General features: G+C 72.3%; 24 protein-coding genes. 13 read left to right on the forward strand and 11 right to left on the reverse strand.

Features of this window, described 5'->3' with window-relative positions:
• Positions 1–21: 21 nt before the first annotated feature.
• The 6 genes from AB0D29_RS24010 to AB0D29_RS24035 form a co-directional block, all read right to left on the reverse strand.
• Positions 22–732, reverse strand: coding sequence for a lysophospholipid acyltransferase family protein (locus AB0D29_RS24010; RefSeq protein ID WP_362856929.1), 711 nt, complete (start codon positions 730–732; stop codon positions 22–24).
• Between the two features lie 84 nt (positions 733–816).
• A complete protein-coding gene (locus tag AB0D29_RS24015; protein ID WP_030711544.1) occupies positions 817–975 on the reverse strand; it encodes a hypothetical protein in 159 nt (52 codons plus the stop codon).
• Between the two features lie 32 nt (positions 976–1,007).
• Entirely contained in the window at positions 1,008–1,964 is a 957-nt protein-coding gene (locus AB0D29_RS24020; RefSeq protein WP_362856930.1) for a cytochrome c oxidase assembly protein, read from the reverse strand.
• Between the two features lie 89 nt (positions 1,965–2,053).
• Entirely contained in the window at positions 2,054–3,079 is a 1,026-nt protein-coding gene (locus AB0D29_RS24025) for a 6-phosphofructokinase (RefSeq protein ID WP_362856931.1), read from the reverse strand.
• 215 nt (positions 3,080–3,294) lie between these two features.
• On the reverse strand, positions 3,295–4,023 hold the full coding sequence (locus AB0D29_RS24030; protein WP_030841891.1) for a glutamine amidotransferase: 729 nt from the start codon (positions 4,021–4,023) through the stop codon (positions 3,295–3,297).
• 28 nt (positions 4,024–4,051) lie between these two features.
• The gene (locus tag AB0D29_RS24035) at positions 4,052–5,290 is read right to left on the reverse strand and encodes a MurT ligase domain-containing protein (RefSeq protein ID WP_319731572.1); all 1,239 of its coding nucleotides are present in this window, start codon (positions 5,288–5,290) and stop codon (positions 4,052–4,054) included.
• A gap of 123 nt (positions 5,291–5,413) precedes the next feature.
• On the opposite strand from AB0D29_RS24035, the gene def reads away from it, so the two are divergent.
• Positions 5,414–5,956, forward strand: coding sequence for a peptide deformylase (gene def, locus AB0D29_RS24040; RefSeq protein ID WP_362856933.1), 543 nt, complete (start codon positions 5,414–5,416; stop codon positions 5,954–5,956).
• Between the two features lie 96 nt (positions 5,957–6,052).
• Here def and AB0D29_RS24045 read toward each other — a convergent pair whose 3' ends face one another.
• Entirely contained in the window at positions 6,053–6,700 is a 648-nt protein-coding gene (locus AB0D29_RS24045; RefSeq protein ID WP_362856934.1) for a TetR family transcriptional regulator, read from the reverse strand.
• Positions 6,701–6,904: 204 nt separating this feature from the next.
• On the opposite strand from AB0D29_RS24045, the gene AB0D29_RS24050 reads away from it, so the two are divergent.
• Entirely contained in the window at positions 6,905–8,134 is a 1,230-nt protein-coding gene (locus AB0D29_RS24050; RefSeq protein ID WP_030719072.1) for an acyl-CoA dehydrogenase family protein, read from the forward strand.
• 67 nt (positions 8,135–8,201) lie between these two features.
• On the opposite strand, the gene AB0D29_RS24055 is transcribed toward AB0D29_RS24050, so the two are convergent.
• Positions 8,202–8,966, reverse strand: a complete 765-nt coding sequence (locus tag AB0D29_RS24055; RefSeq protein WP_362856935.1) for a hypothetical protein — start codon at positions 8,964–8,966, stop codon at positions 8,202–8,204.
• Positions 8,967–9,030: 64 nt separating this feature from the next.
• Positions 9,031–9,468 (reverse strand): SRPBCC family protein, encoded by a 438-nt coding sequence (locus AB0D29_RS24060; RefSeq protein WP_362856937.1) that lies wholly within the window; start codon positions 9,466–9,468, stop codon positions 9,031–9,033.
• Positions 9,469–9,624: 156 nt separating this feature from the next.
• Here AB0D29_RS24060 and AB0D29_RS24065 point away from each other — a divergent pair, with 156 nt between their 5' ends.
• Positions 9,625–9,810, forward strand: a complete 186-nt coding sequence (locus tag AB0D29_RS24065; protein WP_351294672.1) for a DUF5999 family protein — start codon at positions 9,625–9,627, stop codon at positions 9,808–9,810.
• Between the two features lie 158 nt (positions 9,811–9,968).
• On the opposite strand, the gene AB0D29_RS24070 is transcribed toward AB0D29_RS24065, so the two are convergent.
• Together AB0D29_RS24070 and AB0D29_RS24075 are read right to left on the reverse strand one after the other, a co-directional pair.
• Complete coding sequence (locus AB0D29_RS24070; protein ID WP_362856938.1) at positions 9,969–12,065, reverse strand: NB-ARC domain-containing protein; 2,097 nt, start codon at positions 12,063–12,065, stop codon at positions 9,969–9,971.
• Between the two features lie 63 nt (positions 12,066–12,128).
• Positions 12,129–13,097, reverse strand: a complete 969-nt coding sequence (locus tag AB0D29_RS24075) for a fibronectin type III domain-containing protein (RefSeq protein ID WP_362856940.1) — start codon at positions 13,095–13,097, stop codon at positions 12,129–12,131.
• A 181-nt stretch (positions 13,098–13,278) separates the two neighbouring features.
• Here AB0D29_RS24075 and AB0D29_RS24080 point away from each other — a divergent pair, with 181 nt between their 5' ends.
• The 10 genes from AB0D29_RS24080 to AB0D29_RS24125 all read left to right on the forward strand — a co-directional run bounded on the left by AB0D29_RS24080 (position 13,279) and on the right by AB0D29_RS24125 (position 23,244).
• Positions 13,279–14,868, forward strand: coding sequence for an ABC transporter substrate-binding protein (locus tag AB0D29_RS24080; protein WP_362856941.1), 1,590 nt, complete (start codon positions 13,279–13,281; stop codon positions 14,866–14,868).
• A 17-nt stretch (positions 14,869–14,885) separates the two neighbouring features.
• Positions 14,886–15,851 carry an ABC transporter permease gene (locus AB0D29_RS24085; protein ID WP_362856942.1) on the forward strand — a complete coding sequence of 322 codons (966 nt, stop codon included), beginning with the start codon at positions 14,886–14,888 and terminating at the stop codon, positions 15,849–15,851.
• Positions 15,844–16,770: an ABC transporter permease gene (locus AB0D29_RS24090; RefSeq protein WP_362856944.1), complete on the forward strand. Its 927-nt coding sequence runs from the start codon at positions 15,844–15,846 to the stop codon at positions 16,768–16,770. The genes AB0D29_RS24085 and AB0D29_RS24090 overlap by 8 nt, the downstream gene beginning before the upstream one ends.
• A gap of 47 nt (positions 16,771–16,817) precedes the next feature.
• Positions 16,818–17,780, forward strand: coding sequence for an ABC transporter ATP-binding protein (locus AB0D29_RS24095; RefSeq protein ID WP_362857021.1), 963 nt, complete (start codon positions 16,818–16,820; stop codon positions 17,778–17,780).
• The gene (locus AB0D29_RS24100; protein ID WP_362856946.1) at positions 17,773–18,432 is read left to right on the forward strand and encodes an ATP-binding cassette domain-containing protein; all 660 of its coding nucleotides are present in this window, start codon (positions 17,773–17,775) and stop codon (positions 18,430–18,432) included. The genes AB0D29_RS24095 and AB0D29_RS24100 overlap by 8 nt, the downstream gene beginning before the upstream one ends.
• A 98-nt stretch (positions 18,433–18,530) precedes the next feature.
• Positions 18,531–18,725 carry a hypothetical protein gene (locus AB0D29_RS24105; protein WP_362856947.1) on the forward strand — a complete coding sequence of 65 codons (195 nt, stop codon included), beginning with the start codon at positions 18,531–18,533 and terminating at the stop codon, positions 18,723–18,725.
• 193 nt (positions 18,726–18,918) lie between these two features.
• Entirely contained in the window at positions 18,919–20,427 is a 1,509-nt protein-coding gene (locus AB0D29_RS24110) for a hypothetical protein (protein ID WP_362857022.1), read from the forward strand.
• Between the two features lie 246 nt (positions 20,428–20,673).
• On the forward strand, positions 20,674–21,210 hold the full coding sequence (locus tag AB0D29_RS24115; RefSeq protein WP_362856949.1) for an avidin/streptavidin family protein: 537 nt from the start codon (positions 20,674–20,676) through the stop codon (positions 21,208–21,210).
• 27 nt (positions 21,211–21,237) lie between these two features.
• Complete coding sequence (locus AB0D29_RS24120; protein ID WP_362856950.1) at positions 21,238–22,389, forward strand: MFS transporter; 1,152 nt, start codon at positions 21,238–21,240, stop codon at positions 22,387–22,389.
• A 30-nt stretch (positions 22,390–22,419) separates the two neighbouring features.
• Entirely contained in the window at positions 22,420–23,244 is an 825-nt protein-coding gene (locus tag AB0D29_RS24125; protein ID WP_362807836.1) for an SDR family NAD(P)-dependent oxidoreductase, read from the forward strand.
• Positions 23,245–23,246: the final 2 nt, after the last annotated feature.

Genomic DNA, 23,246 nt, shown 5'->3' on the forward strand with positions numbered 1-23,246 from the left:
GGTCGTGGAACGGGAGGAGGCTCAGCGCGAGGTGCGCCGGGCCTTCTTCCGTTCCGCCTCCTCCTCGGCCTTCACCTCGGCCGCGTACCGGTCGACGTACTCCTGGCCGGACAGTTCGAGGATGGCGTACATGATCTCGTCGGTGACCGCCCGCAGGATCGCCCGCTCGCCCTCCATGCCGGCGTACCGGGAGAAGTCCAGCGGCCGGCCGAAGCGGATGGTGACCCGCCGGATGTTCGGGATCTTCTGCCCGGGCGGCTGGATCTCGAAGGTGCCCACCATCGCGCAGGGGATCACGGGCACCCCGGCGCCCAGGGCCATCGCGGCCACGCCCACCTTCCCCTTGTAGAGCCGCCCGTCGTGCGAGCGCGTGCCCTCCGGGTAGATGCCGAGCAGCTCGTCCTTGGCCAGCACCGCCAGCCCCTCGCGCAGCGCCGCCTGTCCGGCGTTCTTGCCGGACCGGTCCACCGGGATCTGCCCGGCGCTGCGGAAGAAGAAGGCGGTGAGGCGGCCCTTGACGCCGGGGCCGGTGAAGTACTCGGCCTTCGCGAGGAAGGTGATCCGCCGCTTGAGGATCGCGGGCATCAGGAAGTGGTCGGAGAAGGACAGGTGGTTGCCCGCCACGATCGCGGCACCCTCCGCCGGGATGTTCTCCAGGCCCTCGATCCGGGGCCGGAACAGCAGCCTCAGCAGAGGACCGATCAGCACGTGCTTGAGCAAGTGGTAGAACACCAGGCCGCTCCCGTCGATATCCCGTTGTCACCGCCAGTTTACGGACGGTGAGTCGCGGGCCGGAGGGGGCGGTGGGAACCAACCTCAGACATTGCGCGAGGCGGCCATCCCGGCGGTCAGGAGCCCCAGCACCACCCAGCCGAACCACAGCCAGCCGTTGCTGCCGAGGGCCACGGAGTACGTGGCGACGGCCACCAGTGCGGCGAAGGTCATGACGGCCATCGCCTTAACGGATCCGGTCATGCCCCATGGTCGCGCGCGACAGGGCCGTTCCGCTACTGGCCACGCGCTTGGAGCGAGGCGAGATACGAGTTGTACGCCTCCAGCTCCTTGTCGCCGTTGCGGTCCTCGGCCCGGTCGGAGCGCCTCGCCGCCCGCTGCTCGGAGTGGTACCACTGGTAGACCAGGGCGATCAGGACCAGCACCGAGGGGATCTCGCTGAAGGCCCAGGCGATGCCGCCGCCCCACTGCTGGTCGAGCAGCGGGTCGATGTCGAGGGAGGCCGCCGGGTTCGCGTACGTCTTGATCATGGGCTCGCTCGCCATCATCAGGGCGATGCCGAAGAAGGCGTGGAAGGGCATGCCCGCGAAGAGCTCCAGCATCCGCATCACGTAGCCGGGACGGTGCGGACCCGGGTCGATGCCCATGATCGGCCAGAAGAAGATGAGGCCGACGGCGAGGAAGTGGACCATCATCGCGATGTGCCCGGTGCGGCTCCCCATCAGGAAGTCGAAGAGCGGGGTGAAGTACAGGGCGTAGAGGCTCGCGATGAACATGGGGATGGTGAAGGCGGGGTGGGTGATCACCCGCATGTACCGGCTGTGCAGCAGCGCCAGCAGCAGCTCGCGCGGCCCCTTGTGGCCGCGTGCGGCGGGCGGCAGCGCGCGCAGCGCCAGGGTCACCGGGGCGCCCAGCAGAAGCAGGATCGGCGTGATCATGCTGATCACCATGTGCTGGACCATGTGCACGCTGAACATGACCATGCCGTAGTCGTTCAGCTTGGTGCACATCACCAGGACCACGGTCAGCACGCCTGCGGTGAAGGCGATCGTCCGGCCCAGCGGCCAGGCGTCCCCGCGCCGGCGCAGCCGCAGCACCCCCCACCCGTACAGGGCGAGTCCCGCCAGCGAGCCGATCAGGAAGAAGGCGTCGAAGGAGAACTCCAGCCCGCGTCCGAGAGTGAAGGGCGGCAGGTCCATGTTCATGTCCATGCCGTGCCCGCTGTGATCCATCTCTTCACTCCCTTGACCGTGGCGCCCCACCACAGTAGTGCCGCCCCCGTACGCTCCTGCGCGCGGGGGCGGCCGTATGGGGCATACGGTTACAGAACCGTCTGGGCCTCGTCGTAGCGGTCGGCCGGGACCGTCTTGAGGGTCGAGGTCGCCTCGGCGAGCGGCACCATCTGGATGTCCGTGCCGCGCAGCGCGGTCAGCATGCCGAACTCGCCGCGGTGCGCGGCCTCCACGGCGTGCCAGCCGAAGCGGGTGGCGAGCACCCGGTCGTACGCGGTGGGCGTGCCGCCGCGCTGGACGTGGCCCAGGATCACCGGCCGGGCCTCCTTGCCCAGGCGGTGCTCCAGCTCCACGGCGAGCCGGTTGCCGATGCCGGCGAACCGCTCGTGGCCGTACATGTCGACGCCGCCCTCCTCCAGGTCCATCGACCCGGGGCGCGGCTTGGCGCCCTCGGCGACCACGACGATCGCGAAGCGCTTGCCCGCGGAGAAGCGCTCGCCGACGATCGCCGTCAGCTCCTCGATGTCGAAGGGGCGCTCCGGTACGACGATCGCGTGCGCGCCCGCCGCCATGCCCGAGTGCAGGGCGATCCACCCGGTGTGGCGGCCCATGACCTCCACGACCATCACGCGCTGGTGGGACTCGGCGGTGGTCTTCAGACGGTCCAGGGCCTCCGTGGCCACGCCGACGGCGGTGTCGAAGCCGAAGGTGACGTCGGTGGAGGCGATGTCGTTGTCGATGGTCTTCGGGACGCCGACGATCGGCAGACCGGCCTGCGACAGCAGGTTCGCGGCCTTCAGGGTGCCCTCGCCGCCGATCGGGATGATCGCGTCGAGGCCGAGGTCGGCGACGTGCCCGCGGGCACGCTCCACGCCGTCGCGCAGGTGCGCGGGCTGGACCCGGGAGGAGCCGAGGATGGTGCCACCGCGGGCCAGGATGCCGGCGACGGCGTCGAGGTCGAGCTTGCGGTAGTCCGCCTCCAGGAGGCCCTTCCAGCCGTCGAGGAAGCCGATCACCTCGTCGCCGTGGTCGACGACGGCGCGGTGCACGACGGAGCGGATGACGGCGTTGAGGCCGGGGCAGTCGCCACCGGAAGTGAGCACACCAATGCGCATGGCAGGGAGAGACCTTTGCAACGTGGGCCGACGACCGGACCACGTCGTCCGGTTGGAACTACGGCCACCCTACAAGCGGTGGAGCAGTGGGCTGAACCATCCTCCACATGCTGGTCGTACTCGTCGTACGAAACCACGTCGGCCCGGTCCCCCCTAGGGAAAACCGGGCCGAACACATGATGACGGGGCCGCCCCGATGAGCGGTCCGCCGGGCGCTACGCGGGCTGCGTCGCGGCGGCGATGCGCTCCGCGCGCAGCGCCTCGTACCACCGGTCGTCTATGGCCGGCAGCGCGTTCACGTCGAGGGCCAGCTTCAGCAGCAGGTCCGCGATCTGCGGGTTGCGGGCCATCACGGGACCGTGCATGTAGGTGCCGAACACCGTGTCGTTGTACGCGCCTTCGGTGCCGTCACCGGTGCCGTTGCCGCGGCCCATCGTGACCCGGGCGAACGGCTTGGCCGTCGGGCCGAGGTGCGTGACGCCCTGGTGGTTCTCGAAGCCCGTCAGCTGCGGCAGACCCAGGCGCGGGTCGATGTCGGCGAGGACGTCGCCGACGCACCGCTCGCCCTCACCGCGCAGGGTGACGACGTCCAGCAGGCCGAGGCCCTCCTGGCGCTGGCCCTGGTCGTTGACGAACTCCTTGCCGAGGATCTGGTACCCGGCGCAGACGGAGAAGACGATCGCCCCGTTCGAGACGGCGCGCTCCAGACCGCCGTCGCGCAGCAGCCGCTCCGCGGCGAGGCGCTGCGGCCGGTCCTCGCCGCCACCGATCAGGTAGATGTCGCCCGAGGTGGGGATGGGCTGGTCGCTGCGCACGTCCACGCGCTGCACGTCCAGGCCGCGCTGGCGGGCCCGGCGCTCCACGACGAGGGCGTTGCCCTGGTCTCCGTACGTGCTGAGCAGGTCGGGGTAGACCCACACCAGACGCAGGCTGTTGTCGCTCATGCTCTTGTCCTCTGCGTTTCTGACGGGCCTAGTTGCCGACGCGGCGGCGGACGTCCTGGAAGGCGGTGTAGTTGGCGATCAGCTCGATCTGGCCGGGCGGCGCGAGCTGCACGGCCTCGTCGAGGGTCTCGCACACCCGGAAGTCCAGGCCCGCGACCTCGAGGCGGACCGCGAGGTCCAGCTTGCGGTCGCCGATCACGAAGATCGGGTGGCCGGCCAGGCGCGGGTAGTCCACGTCCCACAGCCAGGAGGTGTCCGTGCCGTCGGCGCCGCGCGCGTTCACCGAGAGGATCACCGGGGTCGGCGGCGGGTCGATCAGCGAAAACGTTTCGAGCCAGCCCGCCGGGTTCTTCGCGAGCAGCAGCCGCAGCTCACGGCCCTGGAAGGTCACGACGTCGTAGCGGCCGGCGACGGCCTGCACCTGGTACATCCGCTCCAGCGCGACCTGCGGCGGCACGCCGAAGACGGCGGCGACGGCGGCCGAGGTGGCGGCGTTGGCCTTGTTGGCGCGGCCGGGCAGCTGGAGGTGGATCGGCCAGGCCGAGCCGTGCGGGTCCAGCACGTGGTCCCCGGAGAGCACCCAGGTCGGCGTCGGGCGGCGGAAGCCGCACTCGCCGCAGAACCAGTCGTCGCCCGGGCGCTGCATGACACCGCCGCAGGAGGGGCACGACCAGGCGTCGTCCTTCCACTCCTGGCCGGCCGCGACCCACACCACGTTCTGCGAGGAGGAGGCGGACCACACGATGAGCGGGTCGTCGCAGTTCGCGACGATGACCGCCTTCGAGCCCTGGAGGCCCTCGCGCCACTTCTCCGCGAGCATGCGGGTCTCGGCGGCGCGGTCCAGCTGGTCGCGGGAGAGGTTGAGCAGGGCGATCACCTTGGGGGTGACGTCCCGGGCCACTCCGGCCAGGTACTTCTCGTCGACCTCGATGACGCCGTACTTGGCGTCCGAGCCGCCCGCCAGGGCCGAGGTGATGCCGGCCGGCATGTTGGCGCCGAGGGCGTTGGAGACGACCGGACCGCTGGCCCGCAGGGCCTCCGCGATCAGTCGGGTCGTCGTGGTCTTGCCGTTCGTCGCGGAGACGAGGACGACGTCGAGGTGTTGCGCCAGCGCGCCGAGAAGATCGGGGTCGAGTTTGAGTGCGACCTTGCCACCGATCACCGATCCGCTTCCGCGTCCCGCGGCCCGCGACACCGCCGCCGCGGCCTTGCCCGCCGTCACGGCCAGCTTGGCCCGCGGCGAAAGCGGCTCCGTGTTGCCTGCCATCGTCCCTTGTCCTCCTTGCGTCGGTCGGCCCCAGCCTATCCAGTACCGGCCGGAGCCTTGACCGCGGCGCCCCCGCCCCGCCGCGGATCTCCTCATATAGTCGCCCGTCGTAGGCTTACGGCCATGCGACAGCGCCCCATTCCCGGCACCACCGGACTCGTCCGCACCATGAGCCTGCTGGGTGCTCCGGTGCTCCACTCGGCCTGCGCGGAGGTCACCGAATTCGGCCCGGACCTCGACCGGCTGATCGAGGACATGTTCGCGACGATGTACGCCGCGGAGGGCGTCGGCCTCGCCGCGAACCAGATCGGCGTCGGACAGCGGGTCTTCGTCTACGACTGCCCCGACGACGAGGACGTCCGCCACGTCGGGCACATCGTCAACCCGAGGCTGGTCGAGGCCGACGGGGACGAGTTCCTCGGGCCCGAGGGCTGCCTGTCCCTGCCGGGGCTGGAGGCGGGGACCCCGCGGTTCGACCGGGCGGTCGTCGAGGGGGTCACCTCGGGCGGGGCGCCCGTGCGGATCGTTGGTACGGGGTTCTTCGCGCGCTGCCTGCAGCACGAGTGCGACCACCTCGACGGGACCGTGTACGCGGACCGCGTGACCGGGCTGCGGGCCCGTCGCCTGCGGCGTGCCATCCGCAAGGCCCCCTGGTCTGCCACCTAGCCGCGCAAACCCAGCCCCTCCGGCGGGTTTCCCGGGGCTCCGCCCCAGACCCCGCTCCTCAAACGCCGGAGGGGCTGAATTGGCCGGGGCTGAAAGCTAGAAGCCCGGGCCGTCTACGCGGTTGCCGGCGGAGGAGAGGCGGCCCCAGAGGAGGTCGGTGAGGCCGGCGACGAGCTCCGCGCGCTCGCAGGGGCGTTCGCCGAGCCACCAGTCGCCGGCGGCGTGCATCATGCCGACGATGCCGTGGCCCCAGACCCGGGCCAGGCGTTCGCCGCCGGGGCCGAGGTCCACCCGCTCGCCGATCACCTCGGCCAGTTCCTCGCCGAGCCTGCGCAGCAGCGGCGCCGAGTGCAGGCCCACGTCGAAGCCGCGCTCCGCGCTGTGGGAGTCCTCGGCCGGGTGCATGAGGAAGCGGTAGACCTGCGGGCGGGCCTCGATGGCGGCGAGGTACGTGTCGAGGGTCGCCTCCACCCGACGGCGCCGGGTGGCGGCGGGGGCGTCGAGCGCGGCCCGCAGCGAGTCGAGCAGGGCGTCGGTGTGCCGTACGGCGAGTGCCTGGTAGAGCCCCGCCTTGTCCCCGAAGTGCCGGTACAGGATGGGCTTGGTGATGCCGGCCTCGGCCGCGATGGCGTTCATGGAGGCCTTGGGGCCGTCCCTGAGCACGACCCGGTCCGCGGCTTCGAGCAGCTCCCGCCGGCGGCGTTCGGCCGCTCCCGGTTCGCCGGCCTGCTGAGTGGTCTCCATGACGTGTTTCTCTCCCCGCCCTTGCGATGTGCGTGACGCCCACGCAACGTAACACCCGGTACACCCCGAGGATCGAATCGGCGGCCCCCGCCGTCGGAATCTTCCGTGCTTGACAGGCCTTACTCGCCGGTAACAGACTGTGGCCTTCGTGGTGGTTACCGCTAGTAACCTCCGCAGGGACGAGTACAGACAGGTGGAGGGGACATGGCGGAGTTCACCATGGAGCTGAACGACGACCAGAAGCAGGTACGGGACTGGATCCACGGCTTCGCCGCCGATGTGATGCGCCCCGCGGCCGCCGAATGGGACGAGCGCGAAGAGACTCCCTGGCCCGTCATCCAGGAGGCCGCGAAGGTCGGCATCTACTCGCTGGACTTCTACGCCCAGCAGTTCTTCGACCCGACGGGCCTCGGCATCCCGATGGCGATGGAGGAGCTCTTCTGGGGGGACGCGGGCATCGCCCTGTCCATCGTCGGCACCGGACTCGCGGCCATCGGCGTCGTCGCCAACGGCACCGAGGAGCAGATCGGCACCTGGATCCCGCAGATGTACGGCACCCCGGACGACGTGAAGGTCGCCGCCTTCTGCTCCTCCGAGCCGGACGCCGGCTCCGACGTCGGCTCGATGCGCACCCGCGCGGTCTACGACCAGGCCAAGGACGAGTGGGTGCTCAACGGCACCAAGACCTGGGCGACCAACGGCGGCATCGCCAACGTCCACATCGTCGTGGCCGTCGTCGACCCCGAGCTCGGCACCAAGGGACACGCCTCCTTCATCGTGCCGCCGAACACCCCCGGGCTGTCCCAGGGCCAGAAGTTCAAGAAGCACGGCATCCGCGCCTCGCACACCGCCGAGGTGGTGCTGGAGGACGTACGGATCCCCGGTTCCTGCCTGCTCGGCGGCAAGGAGAAGCTGGACGAGCGCCTCGCGCGGGCCCACGAGCGCGCCCGCAGCGGCGGCGGGGAGCGCGTGAAGAACGCGGCCATGGCCACCTTCGAGGCCTCCCGGCCGGCGGTCGGCGCGATGGCCGTGGGCACGGCGCGCGCGGCCTACGAGGTCGCCCTCGACTACGCGAAGACCCGCACGCAGTTCGGCCGCCCGATCATCGACAACCAGGGCGTGGCCTTCCAGCTCGCCGACATGCGCACGCAGATCGACGCGGCCCGGCTGCTGGTGTGGCGGGCGTCCTGGATGGCCGTCGCGGGCCGGCCGTTCGAGTCGGCGGAGGGCTCGATGTCGAAGCTCTTCGCGAGCGAGGTCGCCAAGAAGGTCACCGCGCAGGCGGTCCAGATCCTCGGCGGCAACGGCTTCACCCGCGAGTACCCCGTGGAGCGCATGCACCGGGACAGCGCGATCTACACGATCTTCGAGGGCACCAGCGAGATCCAGCGGCTGGTGATCGCCCGCACGATCTCGGGCATGCCGATCCGCTAGGTCCTGTCCGGGCGCCGGCCCGGCCGGGGGTGTGGGGCCGGGCCGCCCCGGACCCCCGGCCGGGGGCTCAGCGCAGCGACGTGAGGCAGGCGCTGGTGAACTCGTCGGGGCCGTACTTCGGGTCGGCGAGGTAGTCCAGCGGGGCGCAGTGCGCGCCGGGCGCGTCCAGCAGGGCGGTGACCTTGTACTGGGCCCGGGACGAGCCGCAGGACACGACCTCCAGGTCCTGGTCGGTCCAGCTGCCCTCGTTGCGCACGCACTGCCCCACGGAGAGCCGCTCCGGGCCGTCGACCACCAGGCCGATCACGAGCAGCGCCTGGACGGCCAGGAAGACGAGCAGCACCGGTGTGAGCAGGAGCAGCGCCGGGGGCCGTCGCCACAGCGGCCTGCCCGGGTCGAGCGGCGGGCGGAAGCCGCCCGCCGGAGGCTCGAGCCTGCGGAAGGCCGCCCGCGGGCCGAGGTTCATCAGCAGGGTCACCGGCGTGATGAAGAAGGACAGCGGCCCCCACCAGCCCTGCCACAGGGTGTCCGAGGACATCCGGCGGTAGGTGGCGAGTCCGCAGTCGCGGCAGAAGGGCCCCCGCAGGCTCAGGAACCGCATCAGCACGATCAGGCCCTGGTGGCCGCGTACGGTCGCGGGCGCGGCCGGCCAGGCCCCGCACAGGGTGCAGCCGTACCGGCCCGGCTGCGGGTGGGCGGCGTACGCACCGTACGGCTGCTGCGGTCCGGTGAAGACGGGGCCGCCGGCCCCGGTCGGCTGCTGCGGCATGTAGGGGCCCGCCGGGCTGTACGGGCCTCCGGCGCCCTGCTGCGGCGGTGGCGGAGTGGCCACGGGGATTCTCCTCGGTCGCTTGGTGATCACCGGCGCGGTGATCACGGCACCCTAGCCCGTGCCCTCAAGGGCGCAGCAGCCGGGCGAGGGCCCGCCCGAAGAGCAGCCGGCCCGCCGCCGCGACCACGGGGTCCAGGGCGCGGGGGAGGCCGCGCACGCGCAGTTCCTCACGCCAGAGGACCTCCGTGCCGCCCGAGAGGAGGGGCCGGATCTCGATCTCCGCCCAGCCCGTCACGGACCGGCCGCGCTTCTCCAGCCGGACGCGTCCCGGCGAGCCGTCCGCCGGCGGCTGCCAGACCACGACCTCCATGGGGTCGTCGAAAGTGATCCTGGCCACACCCGTGCGCGCGGTGAAGATCGTTCCGACGTGCGTCGGGGGCGCGGTGCCGATGATCGTCCGCGTGAAGGGGACCTGCGCGCCGTGGCGCTCCCAGTCGGTGAGCCGAAGCCAGGTCTCGGCGGGTGGCCGAGACGTACGGTGAACGATCCGGATACCGGGCATGAGCGCATGGTAATCGGGCATACACACCCTGAACTGGACGGCGAATATGGGTTCCGTCCGGGGGTGGCGATCAGCAATACTCACCAGCCACCGTGGATCGCGGAATCGACCGGGTGACCACCGGCCCTCCCGCCCCACTTTGCGAGGAGGTGCGCCATGTGCTCCCACCAGCCACCCTGCCCATCCGCCGACAGCGCCGATCACGACGCCGCGCGCATCGTGGCCTCCCACCCCGAACAGGGCTGGAGCCTGCTGTGCAACGGGGTCGTGATGTTCGACGACACCGGTGAACTGCTCCCCGACAGCCGCACGGTGGAACCCCGCCGCCCGGCCCTGGTCTGAGCGAGGAGGCAGCATGCGCCAGCAGCTGATCCGCAAGCCCGTCCCCAAGCCCGCCCCACGAGACCTGGACCTGCGCACACCGTCGGGCAGACCCCTCCCGTACTGACGGGAGCCCCGACGAAGCCGATCCGGTACGCACAGCGTCCACCGGCCGCCGCTCAGCCGGTGGACGTCGCCGCGCCGCCCAGGAACGCCGTCTCGTACGCCGCGTCGCCGATCGCGGCCCGGGCCTGCCGCTCGCCCCGGTCCCGCAGGGCCGTCAGCGAGGGCGAGCCGCCCATCTGCGGCCGGCCCACCGTGCGCCACCAGGCGTGCCCGGTGCCCAACAGCCGCGCCGCCAGCTCCCCGTCGCCCAGCCCGGCCACCGCCGCGGCCAGCACGTCCAGGCCCAGTGCGATGCCGAAGCGGTCGCCCAGCAGCCGTTTGCCGGAGAGCATCGCCCGCACGTGCCGGGCCGCCTCCCCGTGGTCGCCCAGGCCCAGCGCGGCCACCGCCAGGATGTAGTCCGCGTACGCCCGCAGCCAGCGCTCGCCGAGCTCCGCGCACGCCTCCCGCAGGGCCCGTGCCTCGTCGGCCGCCTCCTCGAACCGCCCTTGGTCGCACAGGGCGTAGCCGGTGGCCAGTTTGCACAGCAGCCAGCCCGGACCGCTCGTCCGCCCGCCGTGGCCCGCCCTGGCCCGTGGACCCGCCAGCCCCAGCGCCCGTACGGGGTCGCCGGGCATGAGGACCGCCACCGCCTGCAGATAGGCCGCGCGCAGCTCCCGCTCGGGGTCCGCGAGCCGGGCCGCGCCCCGCGTGCACTCCCCGGCGATCCGCCCGGCCGTGTCCATGTCGCCCTGGAGCAGCAGCGTGAGCCCGAGGGCCCACTGGGCCTGGTTGTACGCGGCCCCCGTGGGCGGAGCGGCCCGCAGCGCCCGTTCCAGGAAGCCCCGGCCCTCGTGCACGTGTCCGCAGGCGAACCAGTGGAACCACAGCGCCCCGGCCATCTCCAGGGCCGCCGTCGGGTCGGCGGTGAGCAGGTGTTCCAGGGCCGTGCGCAGCTGCGCGTGCTCGGCCGTGATCCTGCGGTACCAGTCCACCTGCCCCGGGCCCAGCCAGCCCCGGTCGGCGGCCTGGCAGAGCGCCGCGTACCAGTGGGCGTGCCGGTCGCTCACGAGCCGCGTCTCGCCGAGCTCGCCCAGCCAGTCCTGCCCGTACTCGCGGATCGTGTCGAGCATCCGGTAGCGGGCGCCGGCGCCCCGCTCGTCGGTGCGCAGGACCACCGACTTGGCGGCCAGCCCCGCCAGGACCCGCTCGACCCGTGCGGCGGGCAGCGGGCCTCCCGCGCAGACCGCGCGGGCCGCGGCCACGTCGAAGTCCCCGGTGAAGACCGAGAGCCGGGCCCACAGCAACCGCTCCAGCGGTTCGCACAGTTCGTGGCTCCAGCCGATCGTGGTCCGCATCGTCTGGTGCCGGGTCGGCAGGGCGGCGCGGGCGCCGGACAGCATGTCGAAGCGCTCGCCGATCCGCTCGGCCGTCTGCTCCAGCGTCCACAACCGCAGGCGGGCGCCCGCGAGTTCCAGCGCGAGCGGGATGCCGTCCAGCCGCCGGCACACCTCGGCCGCGAGCGCGGTCCGTACCGGGTCGGTGAAGACGGCCGCCGCCTGCGGGGTCGCGGCGAGGGCGCGGGCCCGGAAGAGGGCGAGGGCGTCGCTGTCGGGTCCCTCGCAGGGCAGCGGCCGGACCTCGACGACCTCCTCGGTCGGGGAGCCGAGCGGCTCCCGGGAGGTGATCAGGACCGTCAGCCCCGGTGCGGACTGCAGGAGTTCGCCGACGAGGTGGCGGCAGGCGGCCACCAGGTGCTCGCAGGTGTCGAGGACCAGGAGGAGCCGCTGGTCGGCCATCCACGCGCACAACTCCTCGTCGAGCGGGCGCGGGGAGTGGTCGGCGAGGCCGACGGCGTGCGCGACGGTCGCGGTGAGCAGGGCGGGATCGCGCAGCGGCGACAGCTCCACCCACCAGACGCCGTCGGGCCGGGACTGGCGGGGATCGGCGACGGCCCGCAGGGCGAGCCGGGACTTGCCGACGCCGCCCACCCCGGTGAGGGTGATCAGCCGCCGCTCGCGCAACAGGTCGCCGAGGACGCGGAGTTCACGTTCCCGGCCGACGAAGCTCGCCGGTTCCGGCGGAAGGTTCCCCGGCGTGCGGGAACCCGGCGGGGGGTCGTCGTCCGCGGATTCTGCCTGATTGTCATTGACCGAGTACTCACCGAACACGGATGTATTGTGCGTGATCTTCTTATCCGACCGTGCCGTTCGGGCCGGATCGGTGCCGTAATTTCACGCCACGAGGGTGATCCGCCGTTCCGCGGAGAAGGCGCCCCAGTTGCCGTCGGGCAGCCTGGCCCGCAGTTTTACGGCCCATTCGGTGCCGGTGGGCTCCGAAACCGTGAGCCGGTGCTCCACCCGGCCGCTGGGCACGGCGCCCGCGCCGAACTGGATGACGGTCGTGGCGCGTCCGTTGACGTACAGCTCGTACTCGGTGGTCTCGCGGCCGGTGTCCGGGGCGGTCCAGGCGAGCGTGACCGCCCCGGGTGAGGCGGTCGCGATGAACGCGGCGGGGGCGGTGCCCGGCCCGTCGCCGGAGGCGGGCGGGGTCGTCACGTCCACGGCCGGTCCGTCGGGGGAGGAGTTGTCCGCCCCGTCCCGGGCCCGGACGGTGAAGGTGTAGACGGTGTCCGGCTGGAGGCCGCCGAGCGCGGTGCCGCTCTCGGCGGGGCCGGCGGTGTGGATCCGGACGCCGCCCTGGTAGACGTCGTACGCCGTCACGCCCGTGTCGTCCGTCGCCGGCGTCCAGGACACCCAGGCGGCCCGGGGGCCGGTCGCGCGGCCGGTGGTGGCGGCCGGGGCGGTGGGTGCGGCGCGGTCCTCGGCCTTGGCCGCCGGGGTGGTCGCACGGGCGGCGGGGGCGGGCTCGGAGAGGTTCCCGGCGGCGTCCTCGGCCCGGACCGTGAAGGCGTAACCGGTCTGCGGCGTGAGGCCGGTGACGTCCACCATGGTCTTCCCGGCCGGGAGTTCGCGGACCAGTCGGTCGCCCTCGAAGACCCGGTAGCCGCTCACCCCGTCCCGGTCCGCCGCCGCGTCCCACATGACGTGCACGGTGGTGGCGCTGCCGGCCTGCGCGGTCAGTCCGGCCGGGGCGGGCGGGGGCCGGGTGTCGGGCGCGGTGCAGGCGGTCAGGCCCGTGAGACCGGTGAGACCGGTGAGGGCCAGGCAGAGGGCGAGCGTGGGGGCGGCGCTGCGTCGCACGGGAATGCCTTCCTCCGCTCCGTAAAGGTCTAGACATGTATGGCACGGAGGGTGGGAGCCCGGCAAGACCCCTGCAGCCGGTCGCCGGCGATGTGCCCCGGTTCGTCTTCTTCCGATCCTGTCTGGCATTATTGCCAGCTCTTTGCAATAACGGATGATTTTGAACAGGGATGTGCAGAGCATGACGGCCCGGACAGTACGGGGAGTGGCCGGCGCGACGCTGGCCGCCGCACTCATCACGGGCGCGGCGGCCTGTTCCGGCCCCGGCGCCACCGGCGCGGCCGCCGACGCCGTGGTGGTGGGCATAGCGACCGAGCCCGAAAGCCTCAGCCCGCTGCTGGGCTACGGCAAGGACGGCAACTCGAAGATCTTCGACGGGCTGCTCACGCACGACGCGGACATGAAGCTGAAGCCGGCGCTGGCCGAGGCCCTGCCGGAGGTCTCCGCCGACGGCCGCACGTACACCTACAAGCTGCGCCCCGGCGTGAAGTTCAGCGACGGCGCTCCCTTCTCCGCCAAGGACGTCGTCTTCACGTACCGGACGATCCTCGACGCGAAGACGAACAACGCCTCCAAGAACGAGCTGGACGCGATCGAGGGCGTCGAGGCGCGCGGCGAGGCCACCGTCGTCTTCACGCTGAAGTACCCCTACGCCCCGTTCGCCGAGCGGACCGTGCTGCCGATCGCCCCCGAGCACATCGCGGGCCGGCAGGACGTCAACAGCGGTGACTTCACCACCAGGCCCGTCGGCACCGGCCCGTACGTGCTCGCCGGCTGGTCCAAGGGCGAGAAGATCGGCTTCAAGGCCAACCCCGGCTACTGGGGCGGCGAGCCCGCGGTGAAGAAGTTCACCATGGCCGTCGTCAAGGACGACGACGTCCGCGCCACCCGGCTGCGCTCCGGCGAGCTGGACGCGGCGATCCTGCCGCCGAACCTCGCCAAGGGCTTCGAGAAGGACGCCGCGCGCCGCACGTACGCGGCCAAGACCTTCGACTACCGCAACGTGACCCTCCCGACGCACCACCAGGTCACCGGCGACGTGGCGGTCCGGCAGGCCCTGGACGCCGCCGTGGACCGCACGGCCATGGTCGACGAGCTCCTGGAGGGCGCGGGCAAGCCCGCCTTCGGCCCGGTGCCCACCGACAGCCCGTGGTTCACGGCCGGCACCGAGCGCCGTCACGACCTCGACCGGGCGAAGAAGATCCTCGACGACGCCGGATGGAAGGCGGGCGACGACGGGATCCGCGTCAAGGACGGGGTCCGCGCCTCCTTCCCGCTCTGGTACACCTCCGGGGACAAGATCCGCCAGGACCACGCGCTCGCCTTCGCCTCCGACGCGAAGAAGGCCGGCATCGAGGTCAGGACGGAGGCCGGGACCTGGGAGGTCATCGAGCCGCGGATGAAGACCGACGCCGTCCTGGCGGGCGGCGGCTCCCCGGCCGACCCCGACTTCGACCAGTACCTGCTCCTCACCTCCTCCCTCGGCGGCGACGGCTTCAACAACATGGCCCGGTACGACAACCAGACGGTCGACGCGGCCCTCGACGAGGCCCGCAGGAGCGGCGACCCGGCCGTGCGCAAGGCCGCCTACGACACCGTGCAGCGCGAGCTCGTGAAGAACCCCGGCTACGTCTTCCTCACCCACATCGACCACCTGTACGTCGTGAACGACCGCTGGGAGGGGCTCACCACCCAGGTCGAGCCGCACGACCACGGCCTCGGCTCCGGCCCCTGGTGGAACGTCGAGAGCTGGAAGCCGAAGGCCAAGTGACCTACCCCTGGGGACCGATGGCGCGCATGGCGGGACGGCGGGCGCTCCTCGCCGCCCCCGTCCTGCTCGCCGTCACCTTCGGCGTCTTCGCCATCGCCGCACTGTCCCCCTTCGACCCCGTGAAGGCCTACGCGGGCACCGCGGGGCTCACCGCCTCGCAGGCCGAACTCGACCAGCTCCGCGCCAACCTCGGCGTCGACCAGGCGCTGGTCCCGCGCTGGTGGGACTGGCTCGGCTCGGCGGTCACCGGCGACCTCGGCACTTCCTCCGTCATGCGCCAGCCCGTCGCCGACGTCATCGGGGAGCGGGTGGGCTGGTCGGCGCTGCTGGCCGCGTGCGCGTTCGCCGTGGCGGTGCTGGCGGGCACGGTGCTCGGGGTGCTGGCCGCCCGCCGGCAGGGCGGCCCGCTGGACCGGCTCGTGTCCTCGCTCGCGTACACCCTGGAGGCCGCCCCGGCCTTCTGGCTGGGCCTGCTGGCCATCTGGTTCTTCTCGGTCCGGCTCGGGGCGCTGCCCTCGGGCGGCCTGACCGACGCCGGCAGCGACACGGTCACCTTCGGACAGGTCGCCTCGCACCTGGTCCTGCCCGCGCTGGTGCTGGGCGTCTCCCAACTGCCGTGGTTCTTCCTGTACGTCCGCCAGGGCGTGGCCGACGCGTTGGCGGAGGATCCCGTACGCGGGGCCCGCGCGCGGGGTCTCGCGGAGCGGAGCGTCCTGCTCGGGCACGGGCTCCGCTCCGGCATGCTGCCGATGCTGACCCTGATCGGCTCCCGGGTGCCCGAGCTGATCACCGGCGCGCTGCTGGTGGAGACCGTCTTCAGCTGGCCGGGCATCGCGGCGGCGACCGTACAGGCGGCCACCTCGGTGGACTTCCCGCTGCTCGCCGCCCTCACGGTGCTGGCCACGGCGGCGGTACTGGCCGGGAACCTGCTGTCCGACCTGCTGTACGGGCTGGCCGACCCGAGGGTGGGCTTCGATGGCTGACGCTCAGGTGACTCCGACGACTTCGGCTACTCCGCCGACCTCGGCGACCTCGGCGGCTGAGGCGAGGTGGCGGCCGGCCGGGCGCACCCGGCGCTCCACCCGCACCCTGCGCGTGCGCACGTCGGCGCTCGTGATGGCGGTGATCGTGCTGGCGGTGCTGATCGTTCCGCCGCTGGCGCAGCTGGACCAGCAGGCGGTCGACCTGTCGGCCAGGCTCCGACCGCCCTCGTGGGCCCATCCCTTCGGCACGGACGACGTCGGACGCGACCTGCTGCTGCGGTGCGTCTACGGGCTGCGGGTCTCCCTCCTCGTCGGCCTGGTGGCCGCCCTCGTCGCCACCGTGATCGGTACGGCGGTGGGCGCGGCCGCGGGCGCGCTGGGCGGCTGGACGGACCGCGTGGTGATGCGGGCCGTGGACGCCCTGTCCTCGATCCCGCACCTGCTCCTCGGCATCTTCATCGTGGCGATGTTCCGCCCGGGGGTGTGGCCGGTGGTGGTCTCCGTGGCCGTGACCCACTGGCTGTCCACGGCCCGCATCGTCCGCGCGGAGGTGCTGTCCCTGCGCGGCCGCCCCTACGTGGACGCGGCCGTCTCCGGCGGCGCCTCGCGGTGGCGGGTCGCCGTACGCCACCTGGTGCCGGGCGTCCTGCCCCAGGCGGGCCTGGCCGCGGTGCTGATGATCCCGCACGCGATGTGGCACGAGTCCGCCCTGTCGTTCCTCGGCCTGGGGCTCCCCGCCCACCAGGCGAGCCTGGGCAGCCTCGTGCAGAGCGCCCGCGGTTCGCTGCTCGCCGGTGACTGGTGGCCCACGCTCTTCCCCGGCCTCCTCCTGATCGTCCCGACGCTGGCCATCGCCGGCCTCGCGGGCGCCTGGCGCGAGCGCCTGAACCCCCGCCGCCGCTCGGAGCTGACCCTGTGACCCCGCCTCCCGTGCTCAGCGTCGAGCAGCTCTCCGTCCGCTTCCGCATGCCTGCGGGCCGGTACGTCGAGGCCGTCACGGACGCCACCTTCTCCCTGGCGCCCGGGGAGTGCCTCGCCCTGGTCGGCGAGAGCGGCTGCGGCAAGTCCGTGCTCGCCTCCGCCCTCCTCGGCCTGCTCCCGGGCAATGCCGAGACCGCCGGATCGGCCCGGCTCGCCGACGGCCTGGACGTGCTCGCCGCGGACGAACGCACCCTGGCCCGGTCCGTACGGGGCCGGCGCATCGGCCTCGTCCCGCAGAGCCCGGCCGCGCACCTCACCCCGGTCCGCACCATCCGCGCCCATCTGGAGGAGACCGTGCGCGAACTGGCCGGCCGCGACGGCCGCGACGGCCGGGCCCCCGCGCCCGGGCCCGGCGGGTCCGACCGGCCCGCCCGCCGCCAGCGGTTCGGCAAGGCCGCCCTGCGCGCGGCGGCGGAGACGGCCGGGGAGCGGGCCGCCTTCCCCGCCACCCACCTCGACCGCCACCCGCACGAACTCTCCGGCGGACTCGCCCAGCGGGCCGCCACCGCCCTCGCCCTCGTCGGTGACGCACCCCTGCTCCTCGCCGACGAGCCGACCACCGGCCTCGACCGCGATCTGGTCCGGCGCACCGTCGACGAGCTGCGCGCCCACACCCGTGAGGCCGGCCGGGCGCTGCTGATGATCACGCACGACCTCGCGGCGGCCGAGCGGATCGCCGACACCGTCGCGGTCATGTACGCCGGGCGGATCGTCGAAATCGGCCCGGCCGGAGCCTTCTTCGGCCGCCCCGGTCCCCGTCACCCCTACGCCCGGGGCCTCCTCGACGCCCTGCCCGAACGTGCCTTCACTCCGGTCCCCGGGGCTCCGCCCGAGCTGGGCGCGCTCCCGGCGGGCTGCGCCTTCGCCGCCCGGTGCGCGGCCGCCGACCAGATCTGCCGCAGCCGGCGGCCCGTGCTCACCGAAGGGGTGGCCTGCCACCGTGCTTGAGCTCAAGGACATCACCGCGGGCTACGACCGCCGCGCGCCCGTGGTCCGGGGCGCGCACCTGACCCTGCGGCCCGGCGAGTCCCTCGGCCTGCTCGGCCCGAGCGGCTGCGGCAAGTCCACGCTGGCCCGGGTCGCCGCCCTGCTGCACCGCCCCGACGGGGGCACCGTGGCGTTCGACGGCCGCCCCGTGACCGGCTTCTCCCATCGGGCCCCGCGCTCCCTGCGGACCGCCGTCGGCGTGGTGTTCCAGCAGCCCCGGCTCTCCGCGGACCCCCGCCTCAGGCTGCGCGACCTCGTCGCCGAACCCCTCCGCGCGACCGGCCGGCGCAGGGAAGCGGCGGTGGCGGTGCCCGAGTTGGCCGAGCGGGTCGGCCTCGGCACGGACCTGCTCGCCCGCCGTCCCCACGAGGTCAGCGACGGCCAGCTGCAACGCGCCTGCCTGGCACGGGCCCTGGTGCTGCGGCCGCGCTGGCTGGTCTGCGACGAGATGACCGCGATGCTGGACGCCTCCACCGCCGCGGCCCTGGTCGCGGTCGTCGAGGAGTACCGCGCCGAGAGCGGGGCCGGGCTCCTCGCCGTCGGTCACGATCCGGTGCTCCTCGGCCGCTGGTGCGGCCGTACGACCCACTGGAACGAGATCGTCAAGGACTGACCGCCCGTCACGGACGGTCAACACCCGTACGGCGGATACGTGTTTCGCCCGAAGGCACCCCCTCCTGCGCCACCATGGCGGCGAGTAAGGAGGTTTCGATGGTGATTTCCCTCTCCGTGGTCGTCCTGCTCCTCATCCTCGCCTGGATCTTCCTGCGCAGCGGCGGACTCAAGTTCTCGCACGCGCTCGTCTGCGTGCTGCTCGGCTTCTACCTCGCGAGCAGCAGCATGGCCGCGACCATCCACGACGGACTGACGGCCACCGCGAACGTGGTCTCCAGCCTCCACCCCTGACCTTGATCGACTGTTGCGCCTTCGTGAATCATCCGGCGCATCCATGGACTCCTCGGGCACTGCGATCTAGCGTCTGGCCGCGGCGCGATGTCAGACGCAATGTCAACAAGACCGAAGAGACAGGGAGGAAGTCCGGATGTTCCGAAGAGGGCTGAACTGCGCCGTGGTGCCGGTCGTCGCCGCCTTCACGGTGATGTACGGCGGCTCGCCGGCCCAGGCCGAGGAGATACCCAAGGCCCCCGGCCACCGCCTGATCAGCCACTACGACGGCAGCCCCGCGGCTGCCGCACCGCTGCCCGGCCAGGCCCCGCCGCAGCACCCCCACCTCGCGCCCAACGGCCGCAGCGGCATGCACTCCGACGCGGCCGGCAGTGCCACCGCACCCTGGTCGGGGCCGCTCGGCAAGAACCCCCAGGTGACCAGCGAGAAGATCGCCGCACTGGGCGGCGAATGCGCCACAGCCACCTTCGACACGGGCGGCCGGCTCGTCACGGTGTGCGGCACCTTCTCGGGCTTCAAGGTCAAGCTCCTGGAGCCCCGTACGCTCGCCACGCTCGCGGAGTACCAGCTCCCGCAGCGCTCTTCGACGGTCGAGGCGATCACCTCGCTCGACTTCGCGAAGATCTTCAAGGACACCTCGGGCGGTGCCTACTTCTACCTGGACGACCAGGACCGGGCCGTGCTGGCCGACTCCCGCCAGCACATCCTGCGCCTGGCCCACTCCCAGAACCCCGACGGGAGCTGGAAGTTCACCGTCGACAACGACTGGGACCTCACCGGCCAGGTCCCGCACGACTGCGTGACCTGGACCAACCTGTGGCCCAGCGGCACCTGTGACCCCGTGACCTCCGTCATGCCCGACTGGAACGGCCGCATCTGGTGGGTCACCCGCCAGGGCCGGGTCGGCACCGTGGACCCGGCGACCTCGGTGATCCGCTCCGTCCGGCTGCCGGGCGAGGAGATCCAGAACTCCTTCTCGGTCGCCCAGGACGGCGTCTCCATCGTCTCCGACCACGCGCTCTACAGCTTCCGCGCCGCCGCCGACGGCACCCCCGAGGTGCAGTGGCGCCAGACGTACGACCGCGGGACCGCCGCCAAGCCCGGTTCCGTCAACCAGGGTTCGGGAACCACCCCGGACCTCTTCGGCAACGGCTACGTCGCCATCACCGACAACGCCGACGACCGGATGAACGTCCTGGTCTACAAGCGGGGCACGGACGTCCCCGCCGACCAGCGGCTGGTCTGCAAGGTGCCGGTCTTCGGCTCCGGTGCCTCGACCACCGACAACTCCCTGATCACCTGGGGCAACAGCATCGTCGTCGAGAACAACTACGGCTACGAGAACCCCTCCACCCTGCTGCTGGGCAAGTCGGTCGTCGGCGGCGTGACCCGCATCGACGTCCGGGCCGACGGCAGCGGCTGCGACACGGTGTGGGAGAGCGCGATCCGCGCTCCCTCCGTGGTCCCGAAGCTCTCCACCGCGAACGGGCTGCTCTACTTCTACGAGAAGGAGCCCAACTTCTGGGGGATCGACGGCTGGTACCTCACGGCCGTGGACTTCCGCACCGGTGAACGCCGCTGGCGGCAGCTGGTCGGAACCGGCCCGCTCTACGACAACAACTGGGCCCCGATCACCCTCGGTCCCGACGGCACCGCCTACGTCGGCGTCTTCAACGGAATCGTCGCGGTCCGCGACAGCTGACCGACGGGCCGCCGGCCTCCGGAATTCCCCGGAGGCCGGCGGGGCGAACACATCACGCCGAGTTTTCGCATGAAGTCCGACAATTCCGGGGTTTGACCCCGGCGTACCGCCGGTCACGCCCCTACGCTCGTCCCCGAAAGCGCCCGTGGCCTTCCACCACCGCGGGCGACCGGCGGGCCCTTCGGCCCTCACAGGGGGAATCATCTCGTGACACGTGTACGCCAAGCCTTAGTCGCACTGTGCGCCATGTCCCTGACCTTCGTCACCGTATCCGCGAGCGCTTCGGCCGACACCCGGGGGACGGTGTCCGCGGAAGCCGCGGAATCAGGGTCCTCGACGGACTCCCGCCCCGGCATCCTGGGCACCTGGTACAACCAGCTCGGCTCGACCATGGTCGTGACGCGGGCCGCGAACGGCGGGTTCTCCGGCACCTATGAGTCCGCGGTCGGCAACGCCGAGAAGCGCTACGCCATGACCGGCCGCTACGACGGCGCGCCCGCCGACGGCACCGGAACCGCCGTCGGCTGGACCGTCGCCTACCGCAACGCCTACCGCAACGCCCACTCCGTCGCCACCTGGAGCGGCCAGTACGTCGGCGGCAGCCAGGAGCGGATCGTCACCCAGTGGCTGCTGAGCTACGGCACGACGCCCGCCGACCAGTGGAAGTCGACCATCCTCGGCCACGACGAGTTCACCCGGGTCAAGCCCTCCGCCGCCGATGTCGAGAAGGCACGCGAGCGGGGCGTCACCTCTGCGAATCCGCCGGCCTCCGACGGGGAGTGATCCGGCCGGGGACAGGGGATTCTCTTCGTGTTGGGCAAGATCTTGACGCTGGCGCTCGGGGCGTTCGCAGTGGGAACGAGCGGCTACGTCGTCACCGGCGTGCTGCCGCAGCTGAGTGCGGAACTGTCGGTCCCGCTGTCGACGGCGGGACTGCTGACCACGTCCTTCGCCGTGGCCTACGCCATCGGCTCCCCGCTGCTGGCCGTGGCCCTCGGGGGCCGGCGCCGCCGCCCGCTGATCGTCGCCGCCCTGCTGGTGGCCGCGGCCGGCAACGCGCTCGCCGCGGTGGCACCGGACTTCGGCGTCCTGCTGGCCGCCCGGATCGTCACCGCCGTGGGCGCCGCGGTGTTCACCCCGGCGGCCACCGCGGTCGCCGCCGAACTGAGCGGGCCCGAGCGCCGGGCGCGCGCGGCGGCCTGGGTGTTCGGCGGCCTGGTGACGGCCACCATCGTCGGCGTGCCAGCGGGGACGCTGCTCGTCGGACCGCTCGGGTACCAGGGGGTCTTCTGGCTGGTCGCCGCCTTCTGCGCGGCCTCCGCGGTGGCCGTGGCGGTGGCCGTGCCCGCGGTGGCGGCGCCCCCGCGGGTGACGCTGCGCCAACGCCTCGAAGTCGCCGCGGACACCAGGGTGGTCACCGTCCTGGGAATCACCCTGGCCGCCAGCCTCGGGGTGTTCACCGTGTACACGTACGCGGCCCCGGTGCTGGCCGAGACCGTCGGCGCGCACGGCACCGGGCTGAGCCTGCTGCTGTTCGGCTACGGCATCGGCGGTGCGATCGGCAACGTCCTCGGCGGCGTCGCCGCCGACCGCTACGGCTACCGGACGCCGCTGCTGGTGGCCGTCTCCGGCAGTGTGATCGCACTGTCGGTGCTGTCCGTGGTGCACAGCACGGCGATCGCCGCCGCGCTGCTGTTCCTGTGGGGCGTGTCGAGCTGGGGGTTCAACCCGCCCGTCCAGCGCCGGCTGCTCGAACTCTCGCCGGGCGCCGGCAGCCTGCTGCTCGCGCTCAACGCGTCGGCGCTGTACCTGGGCATCGGACTGTCCGGTGTCCTCGGCGGTGCGGCGCTCGACCACGTCGGCATCGGCGCGGTGACGCTCACCGGAGCGCTGCTGTGCTGCGTGGCGGTCGTGATCCAGGTGCTCTCCGGCCGGCGTTCCGCTCTGCAGCCGTCCCGGTAAACCTCTCCCTCTCGGCAAAGGACCACGTCCGTGCGCGAATTGAACAATGTGGTGGGAATCCTCACGGGGGCCTCGCGGGGCGTCGGCGCACACATCGCCGAGCATTTGGCGAAGGCCGGTGTCCAATTGGCGCTCGTCGCCCGCTCGGAGGAAGGCCTCCGGGCGACCGCGGAAAGGGCCGGCCGTTTCGGACCGAAACCCCTCGTGGTGCCCGCCGACGTTTCCGACGAACAGGCGCAGCGGCGGATCGTCGAAACGGTCTGCCGTGAACTGGGTCCGCCCGGACTGCTGGTCAACAATGCCGGCATAGAGCACATCACCCGGTTCCAGGACGCCTCGGTGGAGAGCATCCGAAGGGTTCTCATGGTGAATCTCTTCGGTGCCGAGGCGATGACCAGGCTGGTGCTGCCGCACATGCTCGAGGCCGGGCGCGGGCACGTGGTCAACATCGGCTCCGTGGGCGGGCGTACGGCCTATCCCTACGCCACGATCAACTCCTCGGCCAAGCACGGTCTCGTCGGATTCACCTGGTCCCTGCGCGAGGAGCTGCGGGGGACCGGGGTGGGGGTGTCGGCGGTGTACCCCACGCTGATCGCCGACGTGGGCATCTCCGCCGGCTGGCAGGCGGGCCGGCGGCCGCCGCTGCTCGGCCGGGTCGGGCCCGACGAGGTCGCGCGCGCGGTGCTGAAGTGCGTCAGGGAGAACAAGGTGGAGATCACCGTGGCTCCCGTGATGGAGAAGGTCGCGGACGTGGTCAGCGCCCTCTCACCGCGGCTCACCGCCTGGATCGCCCGGAACGGCGGCATTTATTCCTACCTGCGCAAGGTCGCCGACGCGCAGGCCACATCGCAATGACA

Source organism: Streptomyces sp. NPDC048424, from assembly GCF_040651555.1.
Taxonomy (GTDB): domain Bacteria; phylum Actinomycetota; class Actinomycetes; order Streptomycetales; family Streptomycetaceae; genus Streptomyces.

Bases quoted from the DNA above. Each gene is read 5' to 3' on its own strand.
- AB0D29_RS24030 (WP_030841891.1), bottom strand. From the start codon at position 4,023: ATGAGCGACAACAGCCTGCGTCTGGTGTGGGTCTACCCCGACCTGCTC.
- def (WP_362856933.1), top strand. From the start codon at position 5,414: ATGCGACAGCGCCCCATTCCCGGCACCACCGGACTCGTCCGCACCATG.
- AB0D29_RS24115 (WP_362856949.1), top strand. From the start codon at position 20,674: ATGTCCCTGACCTTCGTCACCGTATCCGCGAGCGCTTCGGCCGACACC.
- AB0D29_RS24080 (WP_362856941.1), top strand. From the start codon at position 13,279: ATGACGGCCCGGACAGTACGGGGAGTGGCCGGCGCGACGCTGGCCGCC.
- AB0D29_RS24020 (WP_362856930.1), bottom strand. From the start codon at position 1,964: ATGGATCACAGCGGGCACGGCATGGACATGAACATGGACCTGCCGCCC.
- AB0D29_RS24090 (WP_362856944.1), top strand. From the start codon at position 15,844: ATGGCTGACGCTCAGGTGACTCCGACGACTTCGGCTACTCCGCCGACC.
- AB0D29_RS24095 (WP_362857021.1), top strand. From the start codon at position 16,818: ATGCCTGCGGGCCGGTACGTCGAGGCCGTCACGGACGCCACCTTCTCC.
- AB0D29_RS24035 (WP_319731572.1), bottom strand. From the start codon at position 5,290: ATGGCAGGCAACACGGAGCCGCTTTCGCCGCGGGCCAAGCTGGCCGTG.
- AB0D29_RS24105 (WP_362856947.1), top strand. From the start codon at position 18,531: ATGGTGATTTCCCTCTCCGTGGTCGTCCTGCTCCTCATCCTCGCCTGG.
- AB0D29_RS24045 (WP_362856934.1), bottom strand. From the start codon at position 6,700: ATGGAGACCACTCAGCAGGCCGGCGAACCGGGAGCGGCCGAACGCCGC.
- AB0D29_RS24065 (WP_351294672.1), top strand. From the start codon at position 9,625: ATGTGCTCCCACCAGCCACCCTGCCCATCCGCCGACAGCGCCGATCAC.
- AB0D29_RS24085 (WP_362856942.1), top strand. From the start codon at position 14,886: ATGGCGCGCATGGCGGGACGGCGGGCGCTCCTCGCCGCCCCCGTCCTG.
- AB0D29_RS24110 (WP_362857022.1), top strand. From the start codon at position 18,919: ATGTACGGCGGCTCGCCGGCCCAGGCCGAGGAGATACCCAAGGCCCCC.
- AB0D29_RS24050 (WP_030719072.1), top strand. From the start codon at position 6,905: ATGGCGGAGTTCACCATGGAGCTGAACGACGACCAGAAGCAGGTACGG.
- AB0D29_RS24015 (WP_030711544.1), bottom strand. From the start codon at position 975: ATGACCGGATCCGTTAAGGCGATGGCCGTCATGACCTTCGCCGCACTG.
- AB0D29_RS24025 (WP_362856931.1), bottom strand. From the start codon at position 3,079: ATGCGCATTGGTGTGCTCACTTCCGGTGGCGACTGCCCCGGCCTCAAC.
- AB0D29_RS24060 (WP_362856937.1), bottom strand. From the start codon at position 9,468: ATGCCCGGTATCCGGATCGTTCACCGTACGTCTCGGCCACCCGCCGAG.